The sequence below is a fragment of the Duganella zoogloeoides genome (assembly GCF_034479515.1).
GTDB classification, from domain to species: domain Bacteria; phylum Pseudomonadota; class Gammaproteobacteria; order Burkholderiales; family Burkholderiaceae_D; genus Rugamonas; species Rugamonas zoogloeoides.
The window spans coordinates 4,052,837-4,079,481 of the sequence record NZ_CP140152.1; the positions used below are offsets into that span (position 1 = coordinate 4,052,837).

Below are 26,645 nucleotides of genomic sequence, written 5' to 3' on the forward strand. Positions count from 1 at the left end.
CGCGCCGGCCAGCAGCATGGCTGCCACTACCGCAACCGCCGCGCCGGTGACGTCCAGCGCGCCGGCGATCCGCTTGCCTGCCGTGCACCTGATCCTGTCCGATGCCGGCTGCCAGCCGCTGATCGAGCAGTATGGCCGCACCCAGACCACGGACACGGCGCGCGCACTGCTGGCCGACCTGCGCGCCCGGCTGCTGGCCGCGCGCGCGGAGGGCGGCGCTGCCAGCAACGAGGCCACGCACGCAGCCGCCGGTGCCGCCATCGATACCGGCACTGGCACCGCCACCGACATCCCTGCCCTGCTGGCCATGCTGGCCGAACGCCTGCAACGCAGCAACCGCTCCAACCTGCGCGCCGTCTTCAACCTCACCGGCACCGTGCTGCACACGAACCTGGGCCGCGCGCTGCTGCCCGACAGCGCGGTGCAGGCGGTGGCCGAGGCGCTGCGCTGGCCGATGAACCTGGAATGGGATATCGACACCGGCACGCGCGGCGACCGCGACAACCTGGTGGAAGAGCTGCTGCTGGAACTGACAGGGGCGGAAGCGGCCACCATCGTCAACAACAACGCCGCCGCCGTGCTGCTGATGTTGAACACCCTGGCGCTGGGCCGCGAAGTGATCGTCTCGCGCGGCGAACTGGTGGAGATCGGCGGCGCCTTCCGCATCCCGGACGTGATGACGCGCGCTGGCGCCGTGCTGCGCGAAGTGGGCAGCACCAACCGCACCCATTTGAAGGACTACGCGGAGGCCGCCGGTCCACAGACGGCGCTGATGATGAAGGTCCATTGCAGCAATTACGAAATTACCGGTTTTACGAAAAGCGTGGAACTGCCCGAACTGGCGCCGCTGGCCAAATCGCACCAGATCGACGTTGCCGTCGATCTGGGCAGCGGCACGCTGGTGGACCTGGAGCAGTACGGCCTGCCGCACGAAACCACGGTGCGCGAAACGATAGCCGCCGGCGCCGACCTGGTGACCTTCAGCGGCGACAAGCTGCTGGGCGGTCCGCAATGCGGCATCATCGTCGGCCGCAAGGATTTGATCGTGCAGATCAAGAAGAACCCGCTCAAGCGCGCGCTACGCGTCGGCAAGCTGACACTGGCCGCACTGGAGCCGGTGCTGGCCCTGTACCGTGCACCCGACCTGCTGCCCGAGCGCCTCACCACGCTCAAGCTGCTGACCCGGCCCGCCGCCGCCATGCGCGCGCAGGCGGCAGCGATCGCGGCGCCGTTGCAGGCGGCGCTGGGCGCCAGCTACGCGGTGACCGCCGAGGCCATGACCAGCCAGATCGGCAGCGGCGCGCTGCCGGTGGACCAGTTACCGAGTTTTGGTTTGGTGATCAGAGCAAACGGTAAAGCCAGCAACGCGCTGGGCAGGCTGGAACAGCGCCTGCGTGCCTTGCCGCTGCCGGTGATCGGCCGCGTAGCGCACGATGCGCTGTGGCTCGACCTGCGCTGCCTGAACGACGAACAGCAGGAAAAGTTTGTCGCCCAACTGGCGCTGCTGGAGCAGGCCGGCGCATGATCATCGGTACCGCAGGCCATATCGACCATGGCAAGACCACCCTCACGCGTGCCCTCACCGGCGTCGATACCGACCGCCTGAAGGAGGAAAAGGCGCGCGGCATCTCGATCGAACTCGGTTACGCCTACACGGCACTGACCGAACACGACACGCTGGGCGTGATCGACGTGCCAGGCCATGAAAAATTCATCCGCACCATGGCCGCCGGCGTCACCGGCATCGACGCCGCCCTGCTGGTGGTGGCTGCCGACGACGGCATCATGCCGCAAACGCTGGAGCACCTGGCCATCCTGCGCCTGCTCGGCGTCAAACGCGGCGCGGTGGCGCTCACCAAGATCGACCGCGCCGACGCCGCGCAGATCGCCCTTATCGAAGCCGACATCACCGCTCTGCTGGCGCCGACCGACTTCGCTGGCGCACCTGTTTTTCACACCAATGCCACCGAGGCCGACGACGCCGGCGTGCAAGCCCTGCGTGCCTACCTGGCGCAACTGGCGGCCACACTGCCGGCCAGCGACGAACGGCGCCTGTTCCGCCTGGGCGTGGACCGGGTATTCACCTTGTCCGGCCAGGGCACCATCGTCACTGGCACCGCGCTGGCGGGCACGGTGCGCGTGGGCGACACGGTGACGCTGGCGCCGGGCGGCCAGCAGGCGCGCGTGCGCAGCATCCATGCGCAGAACCAGGCCGCGCAAACCGGGCGCGCCGGCCAGCGGCTGGCGCTCAACCTGGGCGGCGTGGCCAGGGAAGACATTGCGCGCGGCACCTGGATCGTCGCGCCGGCATTGGCCGACTGCTCGCAGCGGATCGATGTCGAACTCACGCTCACGCCCGATTGCGGCGTCACACTCAAACCGTGGTCGCCACTGCACGTGCACCTGGGCGCCGCCCACCACACGGCCAACGTGGTGCTGCTCGACGACGAGGCGCTGGCGCCGGGCCACTCGGGCCGCGTGCAGCTGGTGCTCGACGCGCCGGTGCACGCGGTGCCGGGCGACCGCTTCGTGATCCGTAACGCGCAAGCCACGGCCACCGTGGGCGGCGGCGTGGTGCTCGATCCGTTCGGCCCCGCGCGCAAGCGACGCAGCAGCGCGCGGGTGGACTGGCTCAATGCGCTGGCGGATTTCATCGACCATGGCGACACGGCCGCCCTGCTGGCGCGCAGCGCGCTGGGCTTGCGGGTGTCGGCGCTGGTGCGGCTGTCGCAACTGCCGGCCGCGCTGATCGCCGCGCCGCCGGGCGCCGTCAACGTGGCGCTGGCCGGAGGAGACGCGCTGCTGATCGGCGCCGCCGACATGCAGGCGCTGGAAGAACGCATCCTGGCCGCGCTGGCGCAGTTCCACGAGCGCTGGCCGGACGACGCCGGGCCGGAGTTATGGCGGCTCAAGCGCATCGTCTCGCCGGAAATGGAAGAGCGGCTGTGGAGCCGGCTGGTGGACACCCTGCTGGCCGCTGGCCGCATCGCCCGGCGCGGACGCAGCCTGCACCTGCCGCAGCACAGCGTGGAACTGGGCGCGGAAGAACAGGCGCTGGTGGCGCCGTTGCTGGGATCGCTGCTGGCAGGCCGCTACGATCCGCCGTGGGTGCGCGACCTGGTGCGCGAACACGCGATGCCCGAGGCCGAAGTACGGCGCCTGCTGCGCAAGCTGGCGCGCAGCGGCGAGATCAGCCAGGTAGTACCCGACCTGTTTTACCATCCGCAACCGCTGGCGGAACTGGCGCAGTTGCTGGTCACGCTGCCGCAGGTGCAGGCGGCGTCGTTCCGCGACGCCACCGGCCTGGGGCGCAAACGCGGCATCCAGATATTGGAGTTCTTCAACCGCGTCGGCTATACTCGGCGCGTTGGAAATATTCACATGGTGCGACCCGATACAACGTGGTCCTAGCACTCCCAAGGAAGGCAATCTCATCCGGTGATGGGGCCGGGCTTCAAACCCGGTGAGGGGCGTCAGCCGTTCCTCTGTAGGTTCGACTCCTACTGCTTTCCGCCATTTCCCCGTCTATTTACATCTTTTTACATTCATTTCCTGTCAACAGGCTGGCGTGCGTGTCAGCAGTTTCCACAAGGAACAATTTTCCCGAATCGGTGCTACAATTTCTCATTCGCAATAAATTTTGCACTAGAGATAACTTTACATCGAGGACTACTATGAAACTGGCTAATATGAAAGTGGGGCGCGCCTGGCCCTGGGCTTCGGCTCCACGCTGGCGCTATTGCTGGTCGTGGCGATCGGCAGTTCCACCGCGCTCAACACCGTCACCGACGACACCGACAACCTGGTCGAGCGACAGCTGCAGACCGAGCGCCTGGTCACCGAATGGAAAGGCAGCATCGAGAACAATGTGCAGCGTGCGCAGGCGGCCGCCCGTTTGACCGACCCCGAGGAACAGAAATACTTCGAAGACGGCCTGGCGCGCGCCATCAAGCGCAACGGCGAGTTGCAAAAACTGATCGTCGAACGCCTGGTCGATGCCCGCGCCAAGGAACTGTATGCCAAGGCCATGGCCGACCGCGACATCTACCAGGCCGCGCGCAAAAGCGTCATGCAAGCGCGCGATGCCGGCGACGTCGCACTGACCAAGCAGCTGATCAACCAGAAATTCGTGCCGGCCAGCGAAACCTACCTGGCCAGCATCGGTGCCGTGGCCGACCGCCAGCGCGCCGCCATCGACGAAATCGGCAAGGCCGTGCACGACCGCAGCGTGCAGGCCATCACCATTACCGCCATCCTGACCGCGATCTCGATCGGCGTGGCGCTGCTGCTCGGCTGGCTGATCACGCGCTCGGTGCTCAGGCAGCTCGGCGGCGAGCCGGCCTATGCTGCCGGCATCACCGACCGCATCGCCGCCGGCGACCTGACCGTGCGGGTGGACCTGGCCGCCAACGACACCAGCAGCCTGCTGTTCAGCATCGCCGCCATGCGCGACCGCCTGGCCGCCATCGTGGGCGAAGTACGCGGCACCACCGAGGCGGTGGCCACGGCCTCCGACGAAATCGCCAGCGGCAATATGGACCTGTCCTCGCGCACCGAGCAGCAAGCCAGCTCGCTCGAAGAAACCGCGTCGTCGATGGAAGAGCTGACGTCCACCGTCAAGCAGAACACCGAGTACGCGCGCCAGGCCAACCAGCTGGCCGCCAGCGCTTCCGATGTGGCCGTGCGCGGCGGCGCCGTGGTGGCCGAGGTGGTGACCACGATGGAATCGATCAGCACCTCGTCCAAGCGCGTGGTGGATATCATTGGCGTGATCGACGGCATTGCTTTCCAGACCAATATCCTGGCGCTGAACGCGGCCGTGGAAGCGGCGCGCGCCGGCGAACAAGGCCGTGGCTTCGCCGTGGTGGCAACCGAAGTGCGCAACCTGGCCCAGCGCTCGGCCAGCGCCGCCAAGGACATCAAGGAACTGATCAGCGACTCGGTGGAAAAAATCTCGACCGGCGCGATGCTGGTGGACCAGGCGGGCAACACCATGACAGAGATCGTCAACAGCGTGCGCAGCGTCTCCGACATCATGGAGCAGATCGCCACCGCCAGTCTGGAACAGGAAGCCGGCATCGACCAGATCAACCAGGCCATCGGCGAGATGGACGGCGTGACGCAGCAGAATGCGGCGCTGGTGGAACAGGCCGCAGCAGCGGCCGAATCGCTGCAAGGCCAATCGACGCACCTGGCGCAGCTGGTCAGCGTGTTCAAGCTGGACAATGCCGGTTTCGCGCCGGCGGCAGCGGTGCGTCCTGCTGCCAAACGCAGTGCAGCCCCGGCAGCGGCAAGCCGCCGCCTGGCGCTGGGCAGCTAAAATACCGGGGAACCAACAAAACCGCAAGCTGCAGCTCCGTCATCCCCGCGTTGCCAGGATGGCGATTCATGCGTTTGCGGCGACGGTCAACCGCTCCGCCCTTCCAAGTTAATGGCACAATGCGCAGTCATTTATTTGGGAAACTTTCATGCACAAGATTGCTCTGCCAGCCGCCGCTATTAGCATGGCTTTCGTCACCGCTTCCGCATTTTCTTCCGACGCACCCAAGCTCACCGCCGACAAGCTCTACCAACAAAACTGCGCGATCTGCCACGGCGCCAGGATGGAAGGCGCGGTCGGACCGTCGCTGGTGGACAAGGAATGGCTGCACGGCGCGCCCACCAGGGACAACCTGGTCAAGATCATCGCCAAGGGCGTGCCCGAGAAAAATATGCCGGCCTGGTCGCCGGCACTGACCAACGCCCAGATCGCGCTACTGGCCGATTACGTGGCGGCCGGTCCGAAACCGGCAAGCGCCAAGGCCATGGCAACGCCGGCCACGGCAGCCACGGCGGCCGCTGCATCTAAGGCGGCCACAGCAGCAACCTCAGCCACGGCGGCCGATGCCGACGGCATTGATCTTTCCGGCTTCAAGCTGCCGCAAGGTTTCCGTATCAGTGTGTACGCCGATGGCGTCGATGCCGCGCGCAGCCTGGCGGTGTCGCCGAGCGGCATCGTGTATGTCGGCTCGCGCAAGGCCGGCAAGGTGTACGCACTGGTACCGCGCGCCGGCCAGAAAGCCGAGGTCATCACCATCGCTTCCGGCCTGGAAAACCCGATCGGCGTGGCGCTGCTGAACGGCGCGCTCTACGTCGGTGAAATCGGCCGCGTGATCCGCTTCGACAATATCGACCAACACTACGCGCAACAGCCGAAGTACGCCGTGGTGAAAGTGAACCTGCCAAACGACAAATGGCACGGCGAGAAAATCATCAAGGCCGGCCCCGACGGCAAGCTGTACATCCCGGTCGGCGCCCCGTGCAATATCTGCGACACCGACGACACCAAACACGCCAAGATCTACCGCATGAACGCCGACGGCAGCGGCCTCGAAGAATACGCACGGGGCGTGCGCAACACGGTGGGCTTCGCCTTCCACCCTACAACGAAAGCGCTGTGGTTCACCGATAACGGCCGCGACGAACTGGGCGACAACACGCCATCGTGCGAACTCAATATCGCGCCCAAAGCCGGCTTGCACTTCGGCTTCCCGTACTGCCACGGCGGCGTGCTGCCCGACCCGAAATTCGGCGCGGGCCGCCAGTGCGAAGAGTTTGTCGAACCGGTCGCCAAGCTGGGCCCGCACGTGGCACCACTCGGCCTCACCTTTTACACAGGCAAGCAGTTCCCGGAAGCGTATCGCAACAATGTCTACGTGGCCAACCACGGCTCATGGAACCGCACCACCAAGAGCGGCTACGAGGTGCGCCTGATTACGCTCTACAACAGCAAAGTCGTCAGCGATACGGCCTTCATCAGCGGCTTCCTACGCGACGAGGAAGTCGTGGGCCGCCCGGTCGATATCGCCACGCTGGCCGATGGCTCGATGCTGGTGTCGGACGATTTTGGTGGCCGCATTTTCCGCATAACTTATGAAGGTAAATAAGGAAGAAAAACAGGACGAAAAAAAAGCCGCCCGGGTGACACCAGGCGGCTTTTTTGCTGAGCTAACTCAGATTACTGCGCAGCAGCAGCTGCTTCTTCAGCAGCAGCTTTCATCGACAGCTTCAGGCGGCCGCGGTCGTCGGTTTCCAGGACCTTGACGCGCACTTGCTGGCCTTCTTTCAGGTAGTCGGCCACGGCGTTCACACGCTCGTTGGCGATCTGCGAAATGTGCAACAGGCCGTCTTTGCCTGGCATCACTTGCACGATGGCGCCGAAGTCCAGCAGTTTCAGCACGGTACCGTCGTAGGTTTTGCCTACTTCAACCGACGCGGTCAGTTCTTCGATGCGGCGCTTGGCTTCCTGGCCGGCAGCAGCATCGACGGAAGCGATGGTGACCACGCCTTCGTCGCTGATGTCGATCTGGGTGCCGGTCTCTTCGGTCAGCGCGCGGATCACGGCGCCGCCTTTGCCGATTACGTCACGGATTTTTTCCGGATTGATCTTGATGGTGATCAGGCGCGGTGCGAAATCGGACAGTTCCGTTTTCACGGTTGGCATGGCTTTTTGCATTTCGCCCAGGATATGCTCGCGGCCTTCCTTGGCTTGCGCCAGTGCCACTTGCATGATTTCCTTGGTGATGCCCTGGATCTTGATGTCCATCTGCAGCGCGGTGATACCGTTGCGGGTACCAGCAACCTTGAAGTCCATGTCGCCCAGGTGATCTTCGTCGCCCAGGATGTCCGACAGCACGGCAAACTTGCCGCCGTCCTTGATCAGGCCCATGGCGATACCGGCCACGTGCTCTTTCATCGGCACGCCGGCATCCATCAGCGCCAGGCAGCCGCCGCAGACCGACGCCATCGACGACGAACCGTTCGATTCGGTGATTTCCGACACCAGGCGCACAGCGTAGCTGAACTCGTCAGCTTCCGGCAGCGCAGCGATCAGCGCGCGCTTGGCCAGGCGGCCGTGGCCGACTTCGCGGCGCTTCGGCGTACCGACGCGGCCGGTTTCGCCGGTGGCGAACGGTGGCATGTTGTAATGCAGCATGAAGGAGTCGGTGAACTCGCCCATCAGTGCATCGATCTTTTGCGAATCGCGGGCGGTGCCCAGGGTTGCTACGACCAGGGCCTGGGTTTCGCCACGGGTAAACAGTGCCGAACCGTGGGTACGCGGCAGGACCGAGGTGCGGATCGAGATCGGACGCACGGTGCGGGTGTCGCGGCCGTCGATGCGTGGCTCGCCTTCGAGGATCTGCGAACGCACGACCTTGGCTTCCATGTCGAACAGGATGTTGCCAACTTCGACGCCGTCCGGCGACACGGCGCCAGCGGCAGCCGCTTCGGCGCCCAGTTCAGCGACGACTTCCGAGTGCATCGAACGCAGCTTGTCGGTACGTGCCTGCTTGTCGCGGGTTTGATACGCTTCGCGGATTTTCGCTTCGGCGAAGTGGGTCACGCGGCCGATCAGCGCTTCGTTTTTCGCTGGCGCGGTCCACACTTGTTCCGGCTTGCCGCCGTCGCGTACCAGGTCATGGATGGCGTCGATGACAGCTTTCATCTGGGTGTGGCCAAAGACCACGGCGCCGAGCATGATTTCTTCGGACAGCTGCTTGGCTTCCGATTCCACCATCAGCACGGCCGCTTCGGTACCTGCAACGACCAGGTCCATCTGCGAGGTTTTCAGCTGTTCAACCGTTGGGTTGAGAATGTACTGGCCATTGGCGTAACCCACGCGGGCAGCGCCGATCGGGCCGTTGAACGGCACGCCCGACACGCACAATGCGGCCGAAGCGCCGATCATCGAAGCGATGTCAGGATCGATTTCCGGGTTGACCGACAGCACGTGAATGATCACTTGCACTTCGTTCATATAGCCCTCTGGGAACAGCGGGCGGATAGGACGGTCGATCAGACGCGACGTCAGGGTTTCTTTTTCCGAAGGGCGGCCTTCACGTTTGAAGAAACCACCGGGAATCTTGCCGGCTGCATAGGTCTTTTCAAGGTAATCGACGGTCAGCGGGAAGAAGTCCTGGCCCGGCTTGGCATCCTTGCGCGCCACCACGGTAGCCAGTACGACGGTGTCTTCAATCGACACCAGCACTGCGCCAGAGGCTTGGCGAGCGATTTCGCCGGTTTCCAGCGTGACCGTGTGCTGGCCGTACTGGAAGGTTTTCGTAACTTTATTAAACATGGGTAAATCCCTTTCTATTTGCCGACAGATTTTCAGGCGCTGTCGTTCACCTCACCACGGGCGGCATCTGTGGCTGCCGCCTTTGCTACACTTGCTCTTAACACCATGCCAGCTTGTCAAATGACTATTCCAGCTAGCAATTTTTTCGTCTGCACAAATGACAAAATGCCTGCGACAGTAAACTGGCGCAGGCATTTCTTTTGAAGCTAAGGGCGCAATAAAATTACTTACGCAGACCCAGTTTGGCGATCAGATCGCGGTAACGGGTAGCATCCTTGTTCTTCAGGTACGACAGCAGGCTTTTACGACGGTTAACCATCATGATCAGACCGCGACGCGAGTGGTGATCCTTGCTGTGGGCCTTGAAGTGGCCGTTCAGTTCGTTGATGCGGGCGGTCAGCAGTGCAACTTGCACTTCTGGCGAGCCGGTGTCTTTTTGGCCACGGGCGTTGTCCGCGATGATCGCGGCTTTGTTGATGTTTTCTACGGTCATGATATTTACCTTTAACATGCGGTGCGCGGAGTCTGAACCCTGCCCACCGTGATTTCAAAAAAACTGGTCCGAAAAGACCAGACCCGCAAGTATAGCGGAAAATGGCCGGCATGTACTCATTGAGTACGACAATTGCTGAATATTCTGCCTGCTCCTGAGTAGGAGCAGTCCCACGTGTAGCTTGGGAGTGCGCCGACGTTAAATCAACTGTGTGATTGATATGATCCGCCCATACCGTCACGCAACTTTTTTTATGGAGTAGTCATGTCTTTCCGCACCCCGTCCGCCCGTACCGCCATCTATACCGCCTCCCTGCTGGCGCTGTCCACTGTCTCCGCGCTGGCGTTTGCCCAGCCATCGCCGGCGCTGGACCGCGCCAGCCTGTCGGTCGGTGCGTTCTACACCGAGCCGCGCATCAAGGTCGAGGGCGATACCGAGTACGGCCGCATCGACACCGGCACCTACAAGGGCGATAAAACCACCCTGCCGCGCGTCAAGGCCTCGGTACTGATCGGCGACTCGCATGGCTTCGACTTCGACTACTACCGCTACGACAAAGATTACAACCCCGGCCTGTCCGGCAGCACCAACTTCAACGGCCAGCCGCTGACCGGCAACGGCCGCCTGAACGCCAAGCTGCGCCTGGACCTGGCCAGCATCGCCTACAAATGGTGGCTGGGCCAGGGCAATGACGTGTTCGGCATCGGCATCGGTGGCGCCTATTACCGCGCCGGTATCGAGGGCACGGCCAATGGTTCGATCAACGGCATTTCCGGTAACGCCCGCTACGACGAAAGCGAAAGCGCCTGGGCGCCGCTGCTGGAACTCGGTTATCGCCACCAGTTCTCGCCAGAAGCACGCTTTTATGCCAATGCCAATGGCATCAAGAAAAACGGCGGCAACGTCAATGGCCATATCTACGGCGGCTCGGTCGGCATGGAATGGTATGTGACGCCGATGGTCGGCGTGGTGGCGGAATACACGGCCTCCAAGATCAGCCTGCGCCGCGACCGCGACGACACCGCTGTCAACGTGCGCCTGAACGGCCCTGCTGCCTACCTCAAAGTGCGCTTCTGATCTTCCACGCTGTTCGCTTGCTGTGGCAACGCGTGGACTTGTCCGCGCGTGCCACACTCCCCTGCTTGCCTATCAATCATTCGATTGATTATTTTTACACCTCCCAGCGTTTGCGGTTTTGGCAACATGTAGAATTGTTGTCATTCATAAACCTATTTCATTCCCATGAAAAAAGCTCTCGCAGTGCTGGCGCTGTCCCTGTTTGTGCTACCAGCCATGGCGGCCACTTCCATGGCCCATATCCAGCCCGGCAGTTGCGAAAAGCCGGCATGGCCGCGCGAGTCGCTGCGTGCGCTGGAAAAGGGCCGCGTGATCGTGGCGTTCCTGGTGGGCGCAGACGGCAAGCTGAACGAGACGACCGTGCTGCGTTCAAGCGGTTTTGCGCGCCTCGACCGCGCTTCCGTCGAGGGCCTGGCGCTGTGCCAGTTCAAGCCCGCCATCGAAGACGGCAAGCCCATCGCCGCATGGGCACGCATCGCCTACGTCTGGTCGTTCGAAAACCAGGGCCTGAGCTCGTCGGAACTGTCGGCGATGGAACGCAGCGCGCGCCAGGGCGCCGCTGCCAGCCAGTTCGAACTGGGCAAGATTTATCTGAGCGGCCGTGCCGGCAAACGCAATGTGGAAGCCGGTACGCAGTGGATACGGCGCGCCGCCGACCAGGGCCTGGCTGGCGCGCAGGTGGCCATGGCGCTCACGCAAATCAGTTCCACCCGCTTCAACAATGCCTCGGACGAGACCGTGGACTGGCTGCGCAAGGCCGCAGCACAAGACCACCCGGCAGGCCAGTACCTGCTGGCGCGGGTACTGATGGCACAAGGAAAAATGGCAGAAGCCCAGCCCCTGATGGACCGCGCGGTGGCGCAACAGCATCCCGAGGCAATGTCGCTGGCGGGCGTGCAGTTGCTCGACAGCGGACGCAGCGAAGACTTGCCGCGCGCCACGGCCCTGCTGCAACAGGCGGCGGCCAAGGGTGACAACAACGCCCACTGGATGCTGGCCGAAAGCTATGCGATCGGCCGGGGCCTGCCGCAAAGTAACGAGCTGGCGGTGGAACACTTCCGGCCAGCGGCAATCGCCGGGATCGGCCCGGCCCAGCGCGAACTCGGATTGGCCTATGCCAACGGCAAAGGCATCAAGCAGGATGCGGCACTGGCCAAACTCTGGCGCGATGCCGCTGATGAGACCGACAAGCGCAAAGCCAGGGCAGAGTCCGAGGCACAGGCGAACCCTGACAAATAACTATGAAAATTTCCTAGTGGCATGTAATGGCGTGTAAGCGCACTGGCCGGCTTCTACGAAAACGGCCGTGGTGTGAACAAGAACCCCGAGCGGGCCAAGCGCCTGATGCAGGAAGCAAGTGAAGCGCCCACGGCGAGCGCAGCAGCTGCCGGCCGATAAACGTCCGCAAGCTGCGCTGCTGCCTGCATGCCTCCTCCGGGAACAGGCTGCAGGTTGGCGTGGATGGCGCAGCGGCCTCAGCCGCTGTCGTCGCCAAACAACTCGGCCAGCGCCAGCTTGCCGCTGGGCGGCACCGCCAGCGCGCGGCTGTCGCTGCTGCGCAGCAACCATCCGCGTTCGATAAAATTCTCGAGCAGCGTCACTGCCAGCGGACCGGCGAAGTGATCGCGCCGCTCCGACCAGTCCACGCAGCCGTACAGTTGCCGCCTTGCCGGCACGCCTTCGGCGGGCAGCGCCACGCCCAGCGCCAGCAGGCGCCGTCGGCCTTCCGGTGTCAGCGGATAATCGTGGGCGCCCGGCGTAACCCAACCGCGCGCGATGAAACATCGGCACAGGTCCACGCCCAGCACGCCGGCCAGGTGGCCATAGCACGTGCGCGCGTGGCGCAGCCCGGTCATGGCCGGCGCCTGCCAGCGCGTGGTTTCGGGCAGCGCGCCGTCGGCTACGCGCAGCAACGCTTCCAGCGCGTGCGCGACATTGGCGTCGGCCAGCATGTAATAGCGATGCCGCCCTTGGGCGCGCACGCGGGCCAGGCCTTCGTCCACCAGCAGCTTCAAATGCTGCGAAGCGGTGGGCGCGGCGACACCGGCGTGGGTGGCGAGGTCGGTGGCGGTGTAGTAGCGGCCGTCGAGCAGGCGCGACAACATCAGCGCCCGCGTGGGGTCGCCGATGGCGGCGGCCACGCGGGCAAAGCGTGGTTGCGCGGCGGTGTTCATGCCGGGTCCGGCGCAGGAGGCATAGTCGGCATGACTGGCTTGGTCGGCATGACTGGCGTGGTCGGCGTGGCCGAGGGGGCCGACGTGGCGCACACACGCGGCGGCTGAAACGGCGGCGCCTGCTCGCGCGCCATCAGGCCGTAGTCGCGCACGACCTCGGCCACGCGCAGGCGGTAATGCTCGAACACGCCGGCGCGGCCGGCCGACTGGGCGGCGCGGTGCGCCTCGCGTTCGCGCCAGGCGCGCACCGCCGCCTCGTCGCGCCAGAAGGACAGCGACAGCAGCTGGTCCGGATCGCTGATGCTGGTATAGCGCTCGACCGAGATAAACCCATCGACCTGCGCCAGCAGCGGCCCCAGCTGCGCAGCGCGCGCCAGGTACTCGGCGCGGCCAGCCGCGCTCGGCACGACTTCAAATATGACGGCGATCATTGCGCGCCCTCCGGGAAGAATATGGTGGCGCCATTGTAGGCCAGCGGCGCCTGCTTCACCGTGCCACCAGCGCCAGCGGCGGCAGGCAGAACGCGCCATCGACCGCCTCCACGAAAGTACGCTGCTCGCGCAGGATGAAACGCTGACTGCGGGCGAGCTCGAAATTGGCCCGCGCCTCGTCGTCGGCGCGCAGACTGGCGCGATAGGCCTCGTAAGCCGCCAGCGACTCGAAAGCCACCAGCCCCCACGCCTCGTCGTTGGTGCCTTCGTGCGGCAGGAAGTAGCCAAGCAAGTGGCCGCCCAGGCGCGGAATGATGCGGCCCCAGTTTTCGGCATACAGGCGGAAGGCATCGCGCTGGAACGGGTCGATCTGGTAGCGAATGAAACAAGTGATGGTCATGTCAGCCCCTGGTAATGGAAACAGCGGACAGGATAACCAGGCGGGGATAGGCATGCTTCGGCCTGGAACGAAGTATTATTTGTGCGCAGTTGGAGCAACAGCGAGTCTGCCGCGTGGCGGCGCCGCTTGGTCGGCGGCAAGGAGGCAGCGCCTCGCGCTACCATGGCAGCGGGGCCAAGGCCCGAGCAAGCAGCAGGGCGCATGCGACGGCGGGCAACGCCGGCCCTGCCATGCGCTGCCGGCATCTATCCGACTTAGCGCTGCGCCTCCCTCCTACTCAAACACGTTTGGCACGATGAAACAATGGTCGCTCCATCACACCTAGCAAAAAGGAGCCAGCATGAAGACCAAACTGACAGCATGGATTGCAGCAATCCTGATGAGCGCGAGCGCCGTGGCGCAAACCGGCGCCACGGGTAGTGGCAGCGGCAGCGGCCAGTCCGGCAGCAGCAGTGGCCAGTCCGGCAACGGCAGCCAGGGCGGCGGCAGCACTACCAATAGCAGCGGCCAGGGCGGCGCCAGTGGTAGCGCCCAGAGCGGCAGCGCTGGCGGCAGCAGTCAAAGCGGCGGCAGCGGCCGGTCCGGCAGCGCGGGACAGTCGGGTACCCTGGGCAGTGGCGCCAGCGGCAGTGGCGGAAGTTCCGGCAGCAGCGGCGGTTCCGGCAGTACCCAATCCATGGGGAGCGGCAGCAGCGGCAATAGTGCCAGCGACACCACGGGCACCAGCACCGACCCGCAATCGAAACGCAAGAGCCACAGCACGAAACACAAATCCAGCAGCGGCAGCGGCGAACGCAATCAGCAGTCCGGCTCGCAAACCCGCTGAGCCACCGGCCGCGATCGCCGCTTCTGCATGCGCTGCGCCCTTATCAGGCGGCCGCTGACCGTCGTGCCACGGGCCGCCTCGTCAGTGGCGTCTATCGTCATCCTCGATCTCGGTCTGGATCACGCTGACGGGCTTGCCCTTGGCCAGGCGCCAGACCAGCACCGCGTAGCCTGACAGGCCGTATGCGATAAACAGCGGGAACATCACCTTGGGCGGATCGATTGAAATCAGGGCGAAGAACAGCGCGATCAGGAACACCGTGATGAACGGTACCGACTTGCGGAAGTTGACGTCCTTGAAGCTGTAGAACGGCACATTGGTGACCATGGTGAGGCCGGCAAATACGGCGATGCCCCACGATACCCAGGCCAGCTCGAGGCCGGAAACTTCCTGGTCCACCATCAGCAGCACGAAGCCGGCCACCAGCGCGGCGGCCGACGGCGATGGCAAGCCCTGGAAGAAGCGCTTGTCCACGACGGCGATGTTGGTGTTGAAGCGGGCCAGGCGCAGCGCGGCGCCGGCGCAATAGACAAACGCGGCGATCCAGCCCAGTTTGCCCAGGCCGCGCAGCGACCATTCGTATATCACCAGCGCCGGTGCCGCGCCGAACGAGACCATGTCGGCCAGGCTGTCGTACTGGGCGCCGAATTCGCTCTGGGTGTTGGTCAGGCGCGCGACCCGGCCGTCGAGACCGTCAAGCACCATGGCAATAAAAATCGCCCAGGCCGAGTATTCGAATTTCTGGTTCATCGCCATGACGATGGCGTAAAAACCGCAGAACAGCGCAGCGGTGGTAAAGGCGTTGGGCAGCAGGTAGATGCCGCGCGGGCGGGGACGGTCGAGGTCTTCCCCCCTGGCCCTGCGCGCAAAACGGCTGAAACGCGACGTCTTGGGCAGTTTGGCTTTGGCAGCGGCGTTCTTGGCGCGGCGACGCGGGAAGTTCGGCATAGGGTTCCAGTACGGTTAATGTTCTTGTTGCGTCATCATTATAGAGGAGCCGAACATAAAAAAGGGGCCGCATCCCGGCCCCTGGTTGTGCAGCGACTTTTCTATTTGAAGCGCACCTTGCCCACGGCGCGCATATTCAGGGTGGTTTCGCCCGGCTCGAAGCTGGGCTCCTCGACTGCCGGCGCCGCAGCCCGCGCCAGTGCGGCAGGAGCAGGCGGCGGCGCCGGCGGCGCACTGCCAGCGTAATTGCCGGAACCCTCGAAATCCATCACTTCCACCACGGCGTCGGCGGGATCGCGGCCCATGGCGGCAGCCACGGCGCGCACGCGCTGGTTCAGGTTGGCGTAGGTGGCGGCGATGCGCTCGTCGTCGAGCTTCAGGAACGTGGCCGGCGCCAGGCCGAAGTACAGATTAGACAGCCCCAGCACCCCCTGCCCGGCGGCGACGGTCTTGGGCAGGGCGGCCAGGTTGGTGGTGGTCACGCGCAGGCTTTGGGTGACGCGCCAGCCGTTGGGCACGCGCGGCTGGGTGGCTGGCGGATTGGTCTGCTCGGGGTAGACGGGATAGGTGTAATACGATTCGGTCTTGAAACTGGCCTGCGGATCGGCCTGCTTGAGCAGCGCCAGCCCCTGCTTCATCTTCAGGTTGACGCGCGACTGCGCGACCGCCTTGTCCTTGTTGGTTTCCTCGGCCGTCATGATGACGGTGACCTGGTCGTTGGCCTGGCGTACCGTGCCGGTGGCCGGCAGGACGATCAACATGCCCGTGCTCGGTAACGGTGCCGGTGCGGCTGCGTGGGCGGTACCGGCACCGGCGCAAAGCATGGCGGTAACAACAAGTCTGGACATCATGGCAGTCTCCTGGTTGATATAAAGGCAACCTGGACTCTACCATGATGTTTGCCCTACAACATCACATTATTTGAAGCGCACCTTGCCCACCAGGCGCATTTCCAGCGTGGTCTCGCCCGGCTCGAAGCTCGGCTCGGCCACTTCCATGCTGTCGGCGGCCTTGGCGCGCATCATCATCGGCGCGGCGCGGGCGCCTTCCTGGGCATAGTTGCCCGAACCTTCGAAATCGACCGTCTCGAGCACGGCATCGCCAACCTTGCGGCCCATGGCGTTAGCGATCGAGTTGATGCGCTCGTTCAGGTTTTTATACGTGGCGGCGATGCGCTGATCGTCGAGCTTTTTGGTGGTTTCCGGGGCCAGGCCGAAATTGAGGTTGTTCAGGGTCAGCACTTTCTGGGCGGCGGCAGCCGTTTTCGGCAGCGCTTCCAGGTTGGTGGTGGTCACTTCCACGTACTGGCCCACGCGCCACGAAGTCGGCACGCGCGGCTTGGCGATCTGGCCGTTCGGCAAAGGGCGGTCTTCCGGATACACCGGATAGGTGTAATAGCCCTGGGTTTTCAGGCTCGCTTGCGGATCGGCCTTTTTCAGGATATCGACGCCCTGCTTCATTTTCTGGTTCACGCGCGACGCGGCAGCAGCCTTGTCCTTGTCCTGCTCTTCGATGGCAAAGGTAGCAACGGCCTGGTCATTGGCATGCTTGACTTCACCGAAGGCCGGCACGACGACCAGCGCGCCGGTGGTCGGCAGCGCTTCGGCGGCATGGGCGGCGCCCGTCAGTGCGAGTGAAACTGCGGCGGCGGCGAGGTGTTTGATGACGGTCATTGCATACTCCAGTTAAGTTTAAGACAAAACAAACTTTAACTGAATTTACATGACGCAACTGTAAGACATGGTGAGTGTTTGTAACAGAGCGCACCTAACTTATCAAGACGCTGGCAGCAGCGCCACCGCGCGCAGACCGCTACCGCCCCGGTTGTGCAACTGCAGGCTGCCGCCGTGCGCTTCGACGCATGACCGGGCAATGGTCAGCCCCAGTCCGGTGCCGCCGCTTGCCCGGTCGAGCCGGAAGAACGGTTTGAACACATTGTCCAGCTGCGCCGGCGCGATGCCCGGGCCGTCGTCGTCGATCACGATGCGCAGCACGGCGCCGCCGCCCGCCTCCGCCCGGGCATGCTCAATGCCGATGCGGGCGCGGCTGCCGTAACGCACCGCGTTTTCCACCAGGTTGGTCAGCGCGCGACGCAGCCCCAGCGGCCGGCAACGGTACGGCACGCTGGCGGGCGCCGTGGCGTGCAGGCGCACGTCCTGCCCCAGCGCACCCTGTTCGGCGGCGATGTCGCGCAGCAGACCGGCCAGGTCGGTTTCGATCGTCACTTCCGCGTGGGCCTCCTCGCTGGCCATGCGCAGCGATTGCTCGACCATCTGTTCCATGTCCACCAGCGTGCGCTGCATGGCAGTGCGCAGGTCGGCATCGTCCACCAGCTCGGCGCGCAGCCGCAGCGTGGCAATCAGCGTGCGCAGATCGTGGGTGATGGTGCCGATCAGCTGCGCCTGGTCTTCGATATGGCGCGCCAGCCGCTGGCGCATGGCGTCGAACGAGGCGGTCAGTTCGCGCGTCTCGCGCGGGCCGCTCAACGGCAGCGGCGCCACCTGCTCGCCGCGCCCCACCCGCTCGGCCACGCGCGCAAGCTTGCGGATCGCGCGCAAGGTGCCATGCACGAAAGCAAAGCCCAGCGCCAGCACCAGCAAGGTGGTCATCGGCAGCGAGAAGCGGTTCGAGCGCCACCACGGGAACTTGGTCATCGGCTGCTGGGCGCTGTTCATCCAGTGGCCGTCGGCCAGGCGCATGGAGATGGCCAGCCGGGCTTGCTGGTCGTCGCCTTCGGCCGGCTCGAAGCGCACCCGCACGGCGTCGGCCGCCAGGCCGGTCCTGGCCAGCAGGCTGGCGTGCAGGTTGGATTCCTCGCCGGGCAGCGCTTGGTGCGGTTCGATATTGCTGGCAGCGGCCACGCGCACATGGGTACCGGGACGATCGAGCGCGGCCAATAGTTGCGATGCCTGCGCGGCGCCGGGCACGGCCTGCAACTGGGCGCCAGCGAGGCGCCACATATCGACGGCCTGGGCAATGACATGGCGACGCGACACCGGGTGGATGACGTCGCCGCGCCCGAGCACGATCAGCGAGGCGACCTGGTAGGCGATCATGGCGCCGAACAGCACCAGGATTAGTTGCGCGGCCATGGTGCGCGACCACCAGTGCTGCCAGTATGCCGTCATGGCGCGGTCACTGCGCGGTGTGCGGCACGCCGCGCGGGCAGGCAACGACGTCGGTGGCAAACAGGTAGCCCTGCCCCCACACGGTCTTGAGCAGGCCCGGCTGGCGCGGGTCGCGCTCGAGTTTCTTACGCAGGCGGCTGACCTGGCTGTCGATGCTGCGGTCGAACGGCAAGGCGTCATCGCCCACAGTCAGGTCCATCAGGCGGTCGCGGCTCAGTATGGTACCGGGGTGGTCCACCAGCGCGCGCAGCAGGCGGTACTCCGCCTGGCTCAGCGCCACCGGAATGTTTAGTTGCTGGTCGTACAGCTGGCGTTTTTGCACGTCGAGGTACCAGGCGTCGAAGGCGAAGCCGGCGTACGGATTGGCAGAGGTGGACGCAGCCGGCGGCGTGGGCGAGAGATACTGGGCGCGGCTGCAGCGGCGCAGCACCGAACGGATGCGCGCCAGCAGCTCCGGCGGATCGAAAGGTTTCACGACATAGTCATCGGCGCCGCTCTCGAAGCCGGCCAGCTTGTCGGCTGCGCTTTTCATTCCGGTCAGCAGGATCACCGGCAGCTGCGAACTGGCGGCGACCGCCCGGCACAGCGACAGGCCGTCCTCGCCTGGCATGGTCACGTCGAGCACCATCAGGTCGAACCGGGTGCCGGCCAGCGCCAGCCGCGCCTGCTTCGCGCTGGCGGCGGTGGTGGCGCGCAGGCCCTGGCGGCGCAGGTAAGCCGCCAGCGCATCGCGGATGTCGGGATGGTCGTCCACGACCAGTATGTGTTCGCCTGCTTGTGCTGCCGTCGTCATGATGATGCACCCTGGTGCCACATTAACCTTTGTTAATGCGGTTGATTCGTATTCTCATTATCGCGCTATTGTAGCAGCATGGCGCGAAAAGATACGGCGGACAATCACGACAACGACAGCGTTGCAACCCTCCTATGGCAGAGTGCAGGACGGGCCCGCAGCGCCGCTGGCGACCTGAAGGGCCGGGCCGACGGACAAGCCCAGCATGGCGCCATGGCTGGCGCCTTCGAACTCGCGCCAGGTGGCATGCAGGCCATCGCGCTGCGCCTGGCGCGCGACAAAGAGGCGCGCGGTTTCCGGCGGCACCGCGCGGCGCGCTTCGCGCATGCGCTGGGCAGCGGCGGAGTCGATACCGGCGCGGGCTGGCGGCGGCGCCTGGCCAGCGGCGGCGCTGGCCGGATTGGCGTTGTTGGCGTTGTTGGCGTTGTTGGCGTTGCCGGCGCTGGCCCCGCTCATCACCAGCAGGCAGGTTCCGGGCGCGGTGGCAGCCGCTTGCCGTTCCTCCTGCAAAATAAAGCCGTTCTGCCACCAGAACGACGGATCGGCGGCAATATAGCGCTGGAACGAAGCCGGCTGGCGCAGCAGCGCATGCAGCACGAACAGGCCGCCATACGAATGCCCCCACAGCGACTGCCGTGCAGGATCGATCGCCACGCGCTCGCGCACGGCCGGCTTGATCTGCTGTTCGATAAGCGCCAGGAAAATATCGGCGCCGCCGGCCGGCCGGTCATGGGCGCCACTGTCCATGGTCGGCCCCGGCCCCGGCATTGGCGGCGTGTAGTCGTAGGCGCGCGCCGTGGTGTCGAAGCGCAAGTTCGTGGCGTAGCCGATGGCAACGATCACCGGCGGCGTGCCATCGCGCTCCAGCGCCAGCAGCTGGTCCGCAGTCAGCGCGGCAAAAGCCGCGTTACCGTCGAGCATATACAGCACCGGAAATCCACCGGCCGGCGCCGCGCGCCGGGGCACCGCCAACTGCACGCGGTAACGGCGCGCACCGTCGGCGGCATCGAGCTCCCACTGCTCGAAGCGGTAAGCGGCGGATGCGGGCGAAGAAGGCTCGGCCACGGTCGGCCCCACCGCTTGCGCCAGGTTGGGCTGCGCCATGGCGGGCGCCAGCGCCAGCGCCAAGGTGGCGACGGTCGCGGCGGCAACCCGCCGTCCGCGTTCGATCGCTGGCCTCCTGGTCACCCGGTCCGACATCCGGCTCCCGGAAAGCAGCATGCGCGCCATGCTCAGAACGACGCCGACAGGCTGACGAACAGCGAACGGCCCGGTTCGTTATACGTGGCGGCGCCCGCATCGGACCCCACGCTTTCGCGGAACATGCGCTTGTCGAACAGGTTGTTGACGCCGGCGCGCACCGACAGGTTGCGGGTGAACACGTAGCCGCCGCTGAAACCCACCACGCCGTACGGATCGAGCGCGTTCAACTGGGCGCCGGTGGCGGCGGCGCCGGTGCCGGTCAGGCGGCGCGGCTCCTGTTTGCCGTAATAGGTGCCAGTGAGCAGCAGCGACAGCTTGTCGTTGAATTGCCAGTCCAGTTGCGAGTTGAGCGTGTATTTCGGAATCACCGACAGCGGCTCGCCGGTGGTCTTGTTCTCGTTCTCGACCATGTAAGTCAGGTTGTTGATGAACTTGATGTTGCGGGCGAACGGTAAGGTCAGATTGCCTTCCACACCCTGCACGATCGCCTTCGGCGAATTTTCCCACTGGAAGATACGGCCGTTGGCGGTGGTGTTGCCCAGCAGGCTGTCCATGCCGCCGCTGATCTTGTTCTTGTAATCGTTGTGGAAGTACGTGAGGCCGGCCACGTAGCCATTGCTGTTGAAGGCAATGCCGATTTCCTTGTTCAGGCTGATCTCGGGCTTGAGGTTTTCATTGCCGCGCACATAGCAACCGCCACCGAGGTTGGGGTTGTTGACCGGGCAGCCGTTGCCGCGCGTGTAGTACAGGTAATTCGGGTTCGACTGGTACAGGTTGGGCGCCTTGAACGCGCGCGCCACGCCGCCCTTGAGCGAGATGGCCGGCGTCAGTTCGTACGACACGTTCAGGCTCGGGCTCCAGTTGGTGCCGAACTGGCTGTGGTCGTCGAAGCGCAGTCCGGGCGTGAGCAGCAGGCCGGTGCCGGCGTTGATATTGTCTTCGACAAATACGCCGTAGGTGGTGGCGTCGGTCTTGCCGTCACGGTTGGTGGCGGTCATGCCCGGAATCGCGGTGGCGGTTTGCGTCATCGAATACGGGTCGTTGAGCTTTTCCTGGCGCGCCTCGAAGCCGGCAGTCAGCATCTGCGGCACGCCGCCCCATTTCAACGGCATGCTCACTTCACCGTTCAGGCCATAGTTTTGCAGCGCCGAGGTCGAGCGGGTGGCGGTGGTCGTGATATTGCCTTCCGGGCCGCCAGCCAGGCCTTCGTTCAGGCGCGTGTTGTCGGTGTCTTCGTAGCGCAGCGACAGTTTCGATGTGCCGAAGTCCCACTTGCCACGGTGCGTGAGCGATGCGTTACGGCGGATCATGACGTTGGTTTCCGCGCCCTCTGCGGCCAGGCTGCCGACGATGCCGGTGTCGACCGCAGCGCCGCCCACGGCGCGGTCGCCGGCGTAAATATTGCCCTGGCGGCTGAAGCCCGATTCCAGTTCCAGCACCTGGCCGGTGGCCACGTCCCAGCGCAGCAGGCCGCCGATGTCGCGGTTGCGCACGCCTTCGCGGCCGGCCGGCGCCACGTTGCCGGCAGCGGTGCCCGACGCGGCGGCGTTGATAGCCTGGTCGTCGGCATCGGTCTTGTTGACGTTGCCGTACACGCGGAACGAGAAATTGTCAGCCAGCGGACCGCTGAGGTTGAAGCCGAGGCGGCGGGTACAACCCTCTTCACTGTGCTCGGGCGCCAGCGTGTACGCGGTGACCGAGCCGGCCAGCTGCTTGCCCGGGGACTTGGTGATGATATTGATCACGCCACCGGCCGCGCCGCTGCCGTAACGCGCCGCTGCCGGACCGCGCAGCACTTCGATGCGCTCGACCGCTTCGGCCGGCACCCAGTTGGTGTCGCCACGCGTGTTGCGCTCGCCGCTGCGGCCCATGCGCACCGAGTTGCGCGCACTCACCGGCTGGCCATCGACCAGGATCAGCGTGTTTTCAGGTCCCATGCCGCGCAGGTCGATCTGGCGGTTATTGCCGTACTGGCCGCTCGAACTATTGCCGGTCAGATTCACGCCGGGCATGGTGCGGATGATTTCCGACAGGTCGTTGGCCGGCGGGCGCTTGGCGATATCTTCGGCCGTGATCACCGAGACGCCGGGCGCCTGTTTCAGTTCTTCTTCGGCGGTACTCACGACTTGCACGGTGGCCAGGGTTTGCTCGGCGGGGGCTTGCTGCGCGCTTGCTGCCAGCGGCAACATCATCAAAGCGCCGACAATGGCGGCGGCCATGGGGGTGTAGGGAATGTGCTTCATCTGATGCTATGTCCTCGTTGGTCCTATGTGTCAAACGAGAATGATAGTCATTTGCAAGCTGAAAAGTTTGTCAAGGTGTGTCAACAATGTGGCGCCGCATAACGCAAAAAGCCGGCTTGCGCCGGCTTTTCATGAGCAGAAAAACGCTTAGTTTTTCGACTGGTCAACCATCTTGTTCTTGGCGATCCAAGGCATCATGGCGCGCAGCTTGGCGCCGACTTCTTCGATCTGGTGTTCCGAGTTCAGGCGGCGACGCGAGATCAGGGTTGGCGCACCAGCTTTGTTTTCCAGGATGAACGACTTGGCGTATTCGCCGGTCTGGATGTCTTTCAGGCACTGACGCATTGCGTCCTTGGTGGCCGAGGTGACAACTTTAGGACCGGTCACGTACTCGCCGTATTCGGCGTTGTTCGAGATCGAGTAGTTCATGTTGGCGATGCCGCCTTCGTAGATCAGGTCGACGATCAGTTTCAGTTCGTGCAGGCACTCGAAGTATGCCATTTCCGGCGCGTAGCCAGCTTCGGTCAGGGTTTCGAAACCAGCTTTGATCAGCTCGACAGCACCACCGCACAGTACGGCTTGTTCACCGAACAGGTCGGTTTCGGTTTCTTCGCGGAAGTTAGTTTCGATGATGCCGGCACGGCCGCCGCCGTTGGCCGACGCGTACGACAGGGCGATATCACGGGCGGTGCCGGACTTGTCCTGGTACACGGCGATCAGGTGAGGCACGCCGCCGCCCTGGGTGTAGGTAGCGCGCACGGTGTGGCCCGGGGCTTTAGGAGCCACCATGATCACGTCGAGGTCGGCGCGTGGCACGACCTGGCCGTAGTGCACGTTGAAGCCGTGGGCGAAGGCCAGTACCGCGCCTTGCTTGGCGTGCGGGGCAATGTTTTCGTTGTAGACCTGGGCGATGTTCTCGTCCGGCAGCAGGATCATGATGACGTCGGCAGCTTTGACGGCGTCGTTCACTTCCGCCACTTTCAGGCCGGCTTGTTCAACCTTGTTCCACGAAGCGCCGCCCTTGCGCAGGCCAACGGTCACGTTGACGCCCGACTCGGACAGGTTTTGTGCGTGTGCATGACCTTGCGAACCATAGCCGATGATGGCAACGTTTTTACCCTTGATCAGGGAGAGGTCGGCGTCTTTGTCGTAGAAAACTTTCATGATAATTCCTTGGTATTTTGTATGGTAAACAGGTACTTGCTGTAGGCGGTACCGGGATTAAACTTTGAGGATGCGTTCGCCGCGTCCGATGCCGGAACCGCCGGTACGTACCGTCTCGAGTATCGAGGCGCGGTCGATCGAATCGATGAACGCGTCGAGCTTGCTCTTGGCGCCGGTCAGTTCGATCGTGTAGGACTTTTCGGTGACGTCGATGATGCGGCCACGGAAGATATCGGCCGTGCGCTTCATTTCTTCACGTTCCTTGCCCACGGCGCGCACCTTGATGAGCATGAGCTCGCGTTCGATGTGCTGGCCTTCGGTGAGGTCCACCACCTTGACTACCTCGATCAGGCGGTTCAGGTGCTTGGTGATTTGCTCGATGATGTCGTCCGAGCCGCTGGTGACGATGGTCATCCGCGACAGGGTGGCGTCTTCGGTTGGCGCGACCGTCAGCGTTTCGATGTTGTAGCCCCGGGCCGAGAACAGGCCGACCACGCGCGACAGCGCACCGGCTTCGTTTTCCAGCAAGACAGAGATAATGTGTCGCATGTTATAAGTCCTCCGAACCGAGCAGCATTTCAGAGAGGCCCTTGCCTGCCTTGACCATCGGCCACACGTTTTCCGACTGGTCGGTGATGAAGTTCATGAACACCAGCTTGTCTTTCATGCCGAACGCATCGCGCAGCGCGCCATCGACATCGCCCGGTTTTTCGATGCGCATGCCGACGTGGCCATAGGCCTCGGCCAGCTTCTCGAAATTCGGCAACGAATCCATGTACGACTCGGAGTAGCGCGAACCGTAGTCGATCTGCTGCCACTGCCGGACCATGCCCAGGAAGCGGTTGTTGAGCATGATGATCTTCGGCGTCAGGTGGTATTGCTTGCAGGTAGCGAGCTCCTGGATGCACATCTGGATCGAGCCCTCGCCGGTGATGCAGGCAACGGTCGCGTCCGGGTTGGCCATCTGCACGCCCATGGCGTACGGCAAGCCCACACCCATGGTGCCCAGGCCGCCCGAGTTGACCCAGCGCTTGGGCTTGTCGAACGGGTAATACTGTGCGGCCCACATCTGGTGCTGGCCGACGTCGGACGTGATGAAGGCATCGCCCTTGGTCACTTCCCACAGCTTTTGCACGACCGATTGCGGCTTGATCACGAGATCCGAATCGGCGAATTTCAGGCAGTCCTTGCCGCGCCATTCGGCGATCTGCTTCCACCAGTCCTTGACTGCAGGAACATTCGGCTTGGCTTCGCTGGCGTCGAGCTGGGCCAGGAATTCGATCAGCACGTCCTTGACGTTGCCGACGATCGGAATATCGACCTTGACGCGCTTGGAAATCGACGATGGGTCGATATCGACGTGGATGATCTTGCGCGGGTGCGACGCGAAGTGTTTCGGGTTGCCGATCACGCGGTCGTCGAAGCGGGCGCCGATGGCGATCAGGACGTCGCAGTGCTGCATCGCCATGTTCGCTTCATACGTGCCGTGCATGCCGGGCATGCCGACGAAGTTCTCGCTCGAGGCGCGATAGGCGCCCAGGCCCATCAGCGTGTTGGTGACCGGGAAGCCCAGCTTGTCGACCAGCTTGTTGAGCTCGTCGGATGCGCTGGCCAGGATCACGCCGCCGCCGGTGTAGATCATCGGACGTTCGGCTTGCAGCAACAGCTGGACGGCCTTGCGGATCTGGCCCGCGTGGCCCTTGTCTACCGGTTTGTACGAACGCATCTCGACCTCTTTCGGGTACGAGAACGTCGTCTTGTGCATCGAGATATCCTTCGGAATATCGACCAGCACGGGACCGGGACGGCCGGTGCGGGCGATGAAGAAGGCTTTCTTGACGGTTTCCGCCAAATCCTTGACGTCTTTGACGAGGAAATTGTGCTTGACCACGGGACGGGTGATACCGACCGTGTCGCATTCCTGGAAGGCATCCTGGCCGATGGCGTGGCTGGGCACCTGGCCCGAGATCACGACCATGGGGATGGAATCCATGTAAGCGGTGGAAAGACCTGTGACGGCATTGGTGACACCCGGACCGGACGTGACCAGCGCGACACCAACCTTGTTCGAGCTGCGCGAATAGGCATCGGCAGCGTGAACCGCAGCCTGCTCATGGCGTACCAGAACGTGTTGGAATTTGTCTTGCTTGAAGATGGCGTCGTAGATATACAGGACGGCACCGCCGGGATAGCCGAAGACGTGTTCAACGCCCTCTTCCGCGAGGCAGCGCACCAGTATTTCGGCGCCAGTCAGTTGACCACTAAGTTGTTGTTGCGAAGATGCTTCGGTGTTCATGAAACATTCCTTTCAAGGTCCATTGGAGATTGATCGGATGTTCTTCCCTCGCGAAATATGCCTACCCCTACAGCTTGCCCAACGTCCCTTTGTCATGCGGTCACGTCCACCTCTTCCGCCAACCGTAGTGACGGGCAAAATGGCGCTAAAACGCATATAGTCGTTTCGCTGGAATTCTGTAGCGGTTGTGCTTACCTCTCGCGCTTGTGGCGCGGGTCAGAACAAACTGCCTACATATGAAAGCGCGTCATGTCGATGGCGGCGTTGTGTGCCTGCTGCGAGATGACCATACAGCTTCGGGGTGTTCAAAGCGTCCCATACGGTACACCCGATGCACCATGTTGAGCAAGA

22 protein-coding genes and 1 tRNA gene are annotated in these 26,645 nt (G+C 63.9%); 8 read left to right on the plus strand and 15 right to left on the minus strand.

All coding sequences use genetic code 11. The annotated features are described in order from the left end of the window. Nucleotides 1-16: 16 nt before the first annotated feature. The 5 genes from selA to SR858_RS17905 all read left to right on the plus strand — a co-directional run bounded on the left by selA (nucleotide 17) and on the right by SR858_RS17905 (nucleotide 6,926). Nucleotides 17-1,525 carry an L-seryl-tRNA(Sec) selenium transferase gene (gene selA, locus SR858_RS17885; RefSeq protein WP_051120272.1) on the plus strand — a complete coding sequence of 503 codons (1,509 nt, stop codon included), beginning with the start codon at nucleotides 17-19 and terminating at the stop codon, nucleotides 1,523-1,525. After that, entirely contained in the window at nucleotides 1,522-3,411 is a 1,890-nt protein-coding gene (gene selB, locus SR858_RS17890) for a selenocysteine-specific translation elongation factor (protein WP_019920358.1), read from the plus strand. The genes selA and selB overlap by 4 nt, the downstream gene beginning before the upstream one ends. Before the next feature lie 9 nt (nucleotides 3,412-3,420). Continuing rightward, nucleotides 3,421-3,516, plus strand: a tRNA-Sec gene (locus SR858_RS17895). A 232-nt stretch (nucleotides 3,517-3,748) separates the two neighbouring features. Continuing rightward, nucleotides 3,749-5,320: a methyl-accepting chemotaxis protein gene (locus SR858_RS17900; RefSeq protein ID WP_322533696.1), complete on the plus strand. Its 1,572-nt coding sequence runs from the start codon at nucleotides 3,749-3,751 to the stop codon at nucleotides 5,318-5,320. A 184-nt stretch (nucleotides 5,321-5,504) separates the two neighbouring features. After that, the gene (locus SR858_RS17905) at nucleotides 5,505-6,926 is read left to right on the plus strand and encodes a PQQ-dependent sugar dehydrogenase (RefSeq protein WP_019920360.1); all 1,422 of its coding nucleotides are present in this window, start codon (nucleotides 5,505-5,507) and stop codon (nucleotides 6,924-6,926) included. Between the two features lie 71 nt (nucleotides 6,927-6,997). Here SR858_RS17905 and pnp read toward each other — a convergent pair whose 3' ends face one another. Together pnp and rpsO are read right to left on the minus strand one after the other, a co-directional pair. Continuing rightward, a complete protein-coding gene (gene pnp, locus SR858_RS17910; RefSeq protein ID WP_019920361.1) occupies nucleotides 6,998-9,118 on the minus strand; it encodes a polyribonucleotide nucleotidyltransferase in 2,121 nt (706 codons plus the stop codon). Between the two features lie 223 nt (nucleotides 9,119-9,341). Continuing rightward, nucleotides 9,342-9,611: a 30S ribosomal protein S15 gene (gene rpsO / locus SR858_RS17915; RefSeq protein ID WP_026637007.1), complete on the minus strand. Its 270-nt coding sequence runs from the start codon at nucleotides 9,609-9,611 to the stop codon at nucleotides 9,342-9,344. A gap of 264 nt (nucleotides 9,612-9,875) precedes the next feature. Between rpsO and SR858_RS17920 the strand changes: the two genes are divergently transcribed. Continuing rightward, nucleotides 9,876-10,688, plus strand: coding sequence for a hypothetical protein (locus SR858_RS17920; protein WP_019920363.1), 813 nt, complete (start codon nucleotides 9,876-9,878; stop codon nucleotides 10,686-10,688). 165 nt (nucleotides 10,689-10,853) lie between these two features. Beyond that, the gene (locus tag SR858_RS17925) at nucleotides 10,854-11,927 is read left to right on the plus strand and encodes a TonB family protein (protein ID WP_084669796.1); all 1,074 of its coding nucleotides are present in this window, start codon (nucleotides 10,854-10,856) and stop codon (nucleotides 11,925-11,927) included. Between the two features lie 236 nt (nucleotides 11,928-12,163). Here SR858_RS17925 and SR858_RS17930 read toward each other — a convergent pair whose 3' ends face one another. The 3 genes from SR858_RS17930 to SR858_RS17940 are packed head-to-tail and all read right to left on the minus strand — an operon-like array spanning nucleotide 12,164 to nucleotide 13,693. Further along, a complete protein-coding gene (locus SR858_RS17930; protein WP_019920365.1) occupies nucleotides 12,164-12,862 on the minus strand; it encodes an ArsR/SmtB family transcription factor in 699 nt (232 codons plus the stop codon). Continuing rightward, a complete protein-coding gene (locus SR858_RS17935) occupies nucleotides 12,859-13,293 on the minus strand; it encodes an antibiotic biosynthesis monooxygenase family protein (protein WP_019920366.1) in 435 nt (144 codons plus the stop codon). Before SR858_RS17935 ends, SR858_RS17930 begins: the two co-directional genes overlap by 4 nt. Nucleotides 13,294-13,348: 55 nt before the next feature. Beyond that, entirely contained in the window at nucleotides 13,349-13,693 is a 345-nt protein-coding gene (locus SR858_RS17940; RefSeq protein ID WP_019920367.1) for an NIPSNAP family protein, read from the minus strand. Between the two features lie 340 nt (nucleotides 13,694-14,033). Here SR858_RS17940 and SR858_RS17945 point away from each other — a divergent pair, with 340 nt between their 5' ends. Then, nucleotides 14,034-14,519 (plus strand): hypothetical protein, encoded by a 486-nt coding sequence (locus SR858_RS17945; protein WP_019920368.1) that lies wholly within the window; start codon nucleotides 14,034-14,036, stop codon nucleotides 14,517-14,519. A gap of 81 nt (nucleotides 14,520-14,600) precedes the next feature. Here SR858_RS17945 and pssA read toward each other — a convergent pair whose 3' ends face one another. The 10 genes from pssA to SR858_RS17995 all read right to left on the minus strand — a co-directional run bounded on the left by pssA (nucleotide 14,601) and on the right by SR858_RS17995 (nucleotide 26,294). Continuing rightward, nucleotides 14,601-15,467 (minus strand): CDP-diacylglycerol--serine O-phosphatidyltransferase, encoded by an 867-nt coding sequence (gene pssA, locus SR858_RS17950; RefSeq protein ID WP_019920369.1) that lies wholly within the window; start codon nucleotides 15,465-15,467, stop codon nucleotides 14,601-14,603. 101 nt (nucleotides 15,468-15,568) lie between these two features. Then, the gene (locus SR858_RS17955; RefSeq protein WP_051120257.1) at nucleotides 15,569-16,318 is read right to left on the minus strand and encodes an SIMPL domain-containing protein; all 750 of its coding nucleotides are present in this window, start codon (nucleotides 16,316-16,318) and stop codon (nucleotides 15,569-15,571) included. A gap of 66 nt (nucleotides 16,319-16,384) precedes the next feature. Beyond that, nucleotides 16,385-17,140, minus strand: coding sequence for an SIMPL domain-containing protein (locus SR858_RS17960; protein ID WP_019920371.1), 756 nt, complete (start codon nucleotides 17,138-17,140; stop codon nucleotides 16,385-16,387). Between the two features lie 102 nt (nucleotides 17,141-17,242). Beyond that, nucleotides 17,243-18,595, minus strand: coding sequence for an ATP-binding protein (locus SR858_RS17965; RefSeq protein ID WP_019920372.1), 1,353 nt, complete (start codon nucleotides 18,593-18,595; stop codon nucleotides 17,243-17,245). Nucleotides 18,596-18,602: 7 nt separating this feature from the next. After that, on the minus strand, nucleotides 18,603-19,388 hold the full coding sequence (locus tag SR858_RS17970) for a response regulator (protein ID WP_019920373.1): 786 nt from the start codon (nucleotides 19,386-19,388) through the stop codon (nucleotides 18,603-18,605). A gap of 132 nt (nucleotides 19,389-19,520) precedes the next feature. Beyond that, nucleotides 19,521-20,588 carry an alpha/beta hydrolase gene (locus SR858_RS17975; RefSeq protein WP_019920374.1) on the minus strand — a complete coding sequence of 356 codons (1,068 nt, stop codon included), beginning with the start codon at nucleotides 20,586-20,588 and terminating at the stop codon, nucleotides 19,521-19,523. 32 nt (nucleotides 20,589-20,620) lie between these two features. Beyond that, a complete protein-coding gene (locus SR858_RS17980; RefSeq protein WP_040377302.1) occupies nucleotides 20,621-22,834 on the minus strand; it encodes a TonB-dependent siderophore receptor in 2,214 nt (737 codons plus the stop codon). A gap of 147 nt (nucleotides 22,835-22,981) precedes the next feature. Further along, nucleotides 22,982-23,998 carry a ketol-acid reductoisomerase gene (gene ilvC / locus SR858_RS17985; protein ID WP_019920376.1) on the minus strand — a complete coding sequence of 339 codons (1,017 nt, stop codon included), beginning with the start codon at nucleotides 23,996-23,998 and terminating at the stop codon, nucleotides 22,982-22,984. A 57-nt stretch (nucleotides 23,999-24,055) separates the two neighbouring features. Further along, nucleotides 24,056-24,547 (minus strand): acetolactate synthase small subunit, encoded by a 492-nt coding sequence (gene ilvN, locus SR858_RS17990; RefSeq protein ID WP_026637011.1) that lies wholly within the window; start codon nucleotides 24,545-24,547, stop codon nucleotides 24,056-24,058. Nucleotide 24,548: 1 nt separating this feature from the next. After that, the gene (locus SR858_RS17995) at nucleotides 24,549-26,294 is read right to left on the minus strand and encodes an acetolactate synthase 3 catalytic subunit (RefSeq protein WP_019920378.1); all 1,746 of its coding nucleotides are present in this window, start codon (nucleotides 26,292-26,294) and stop codon (nucleotides 24,549-24,551) included. Between the last annotated feature and the right edge of the window lie 351 nt (nucleotides 26,295-26,645).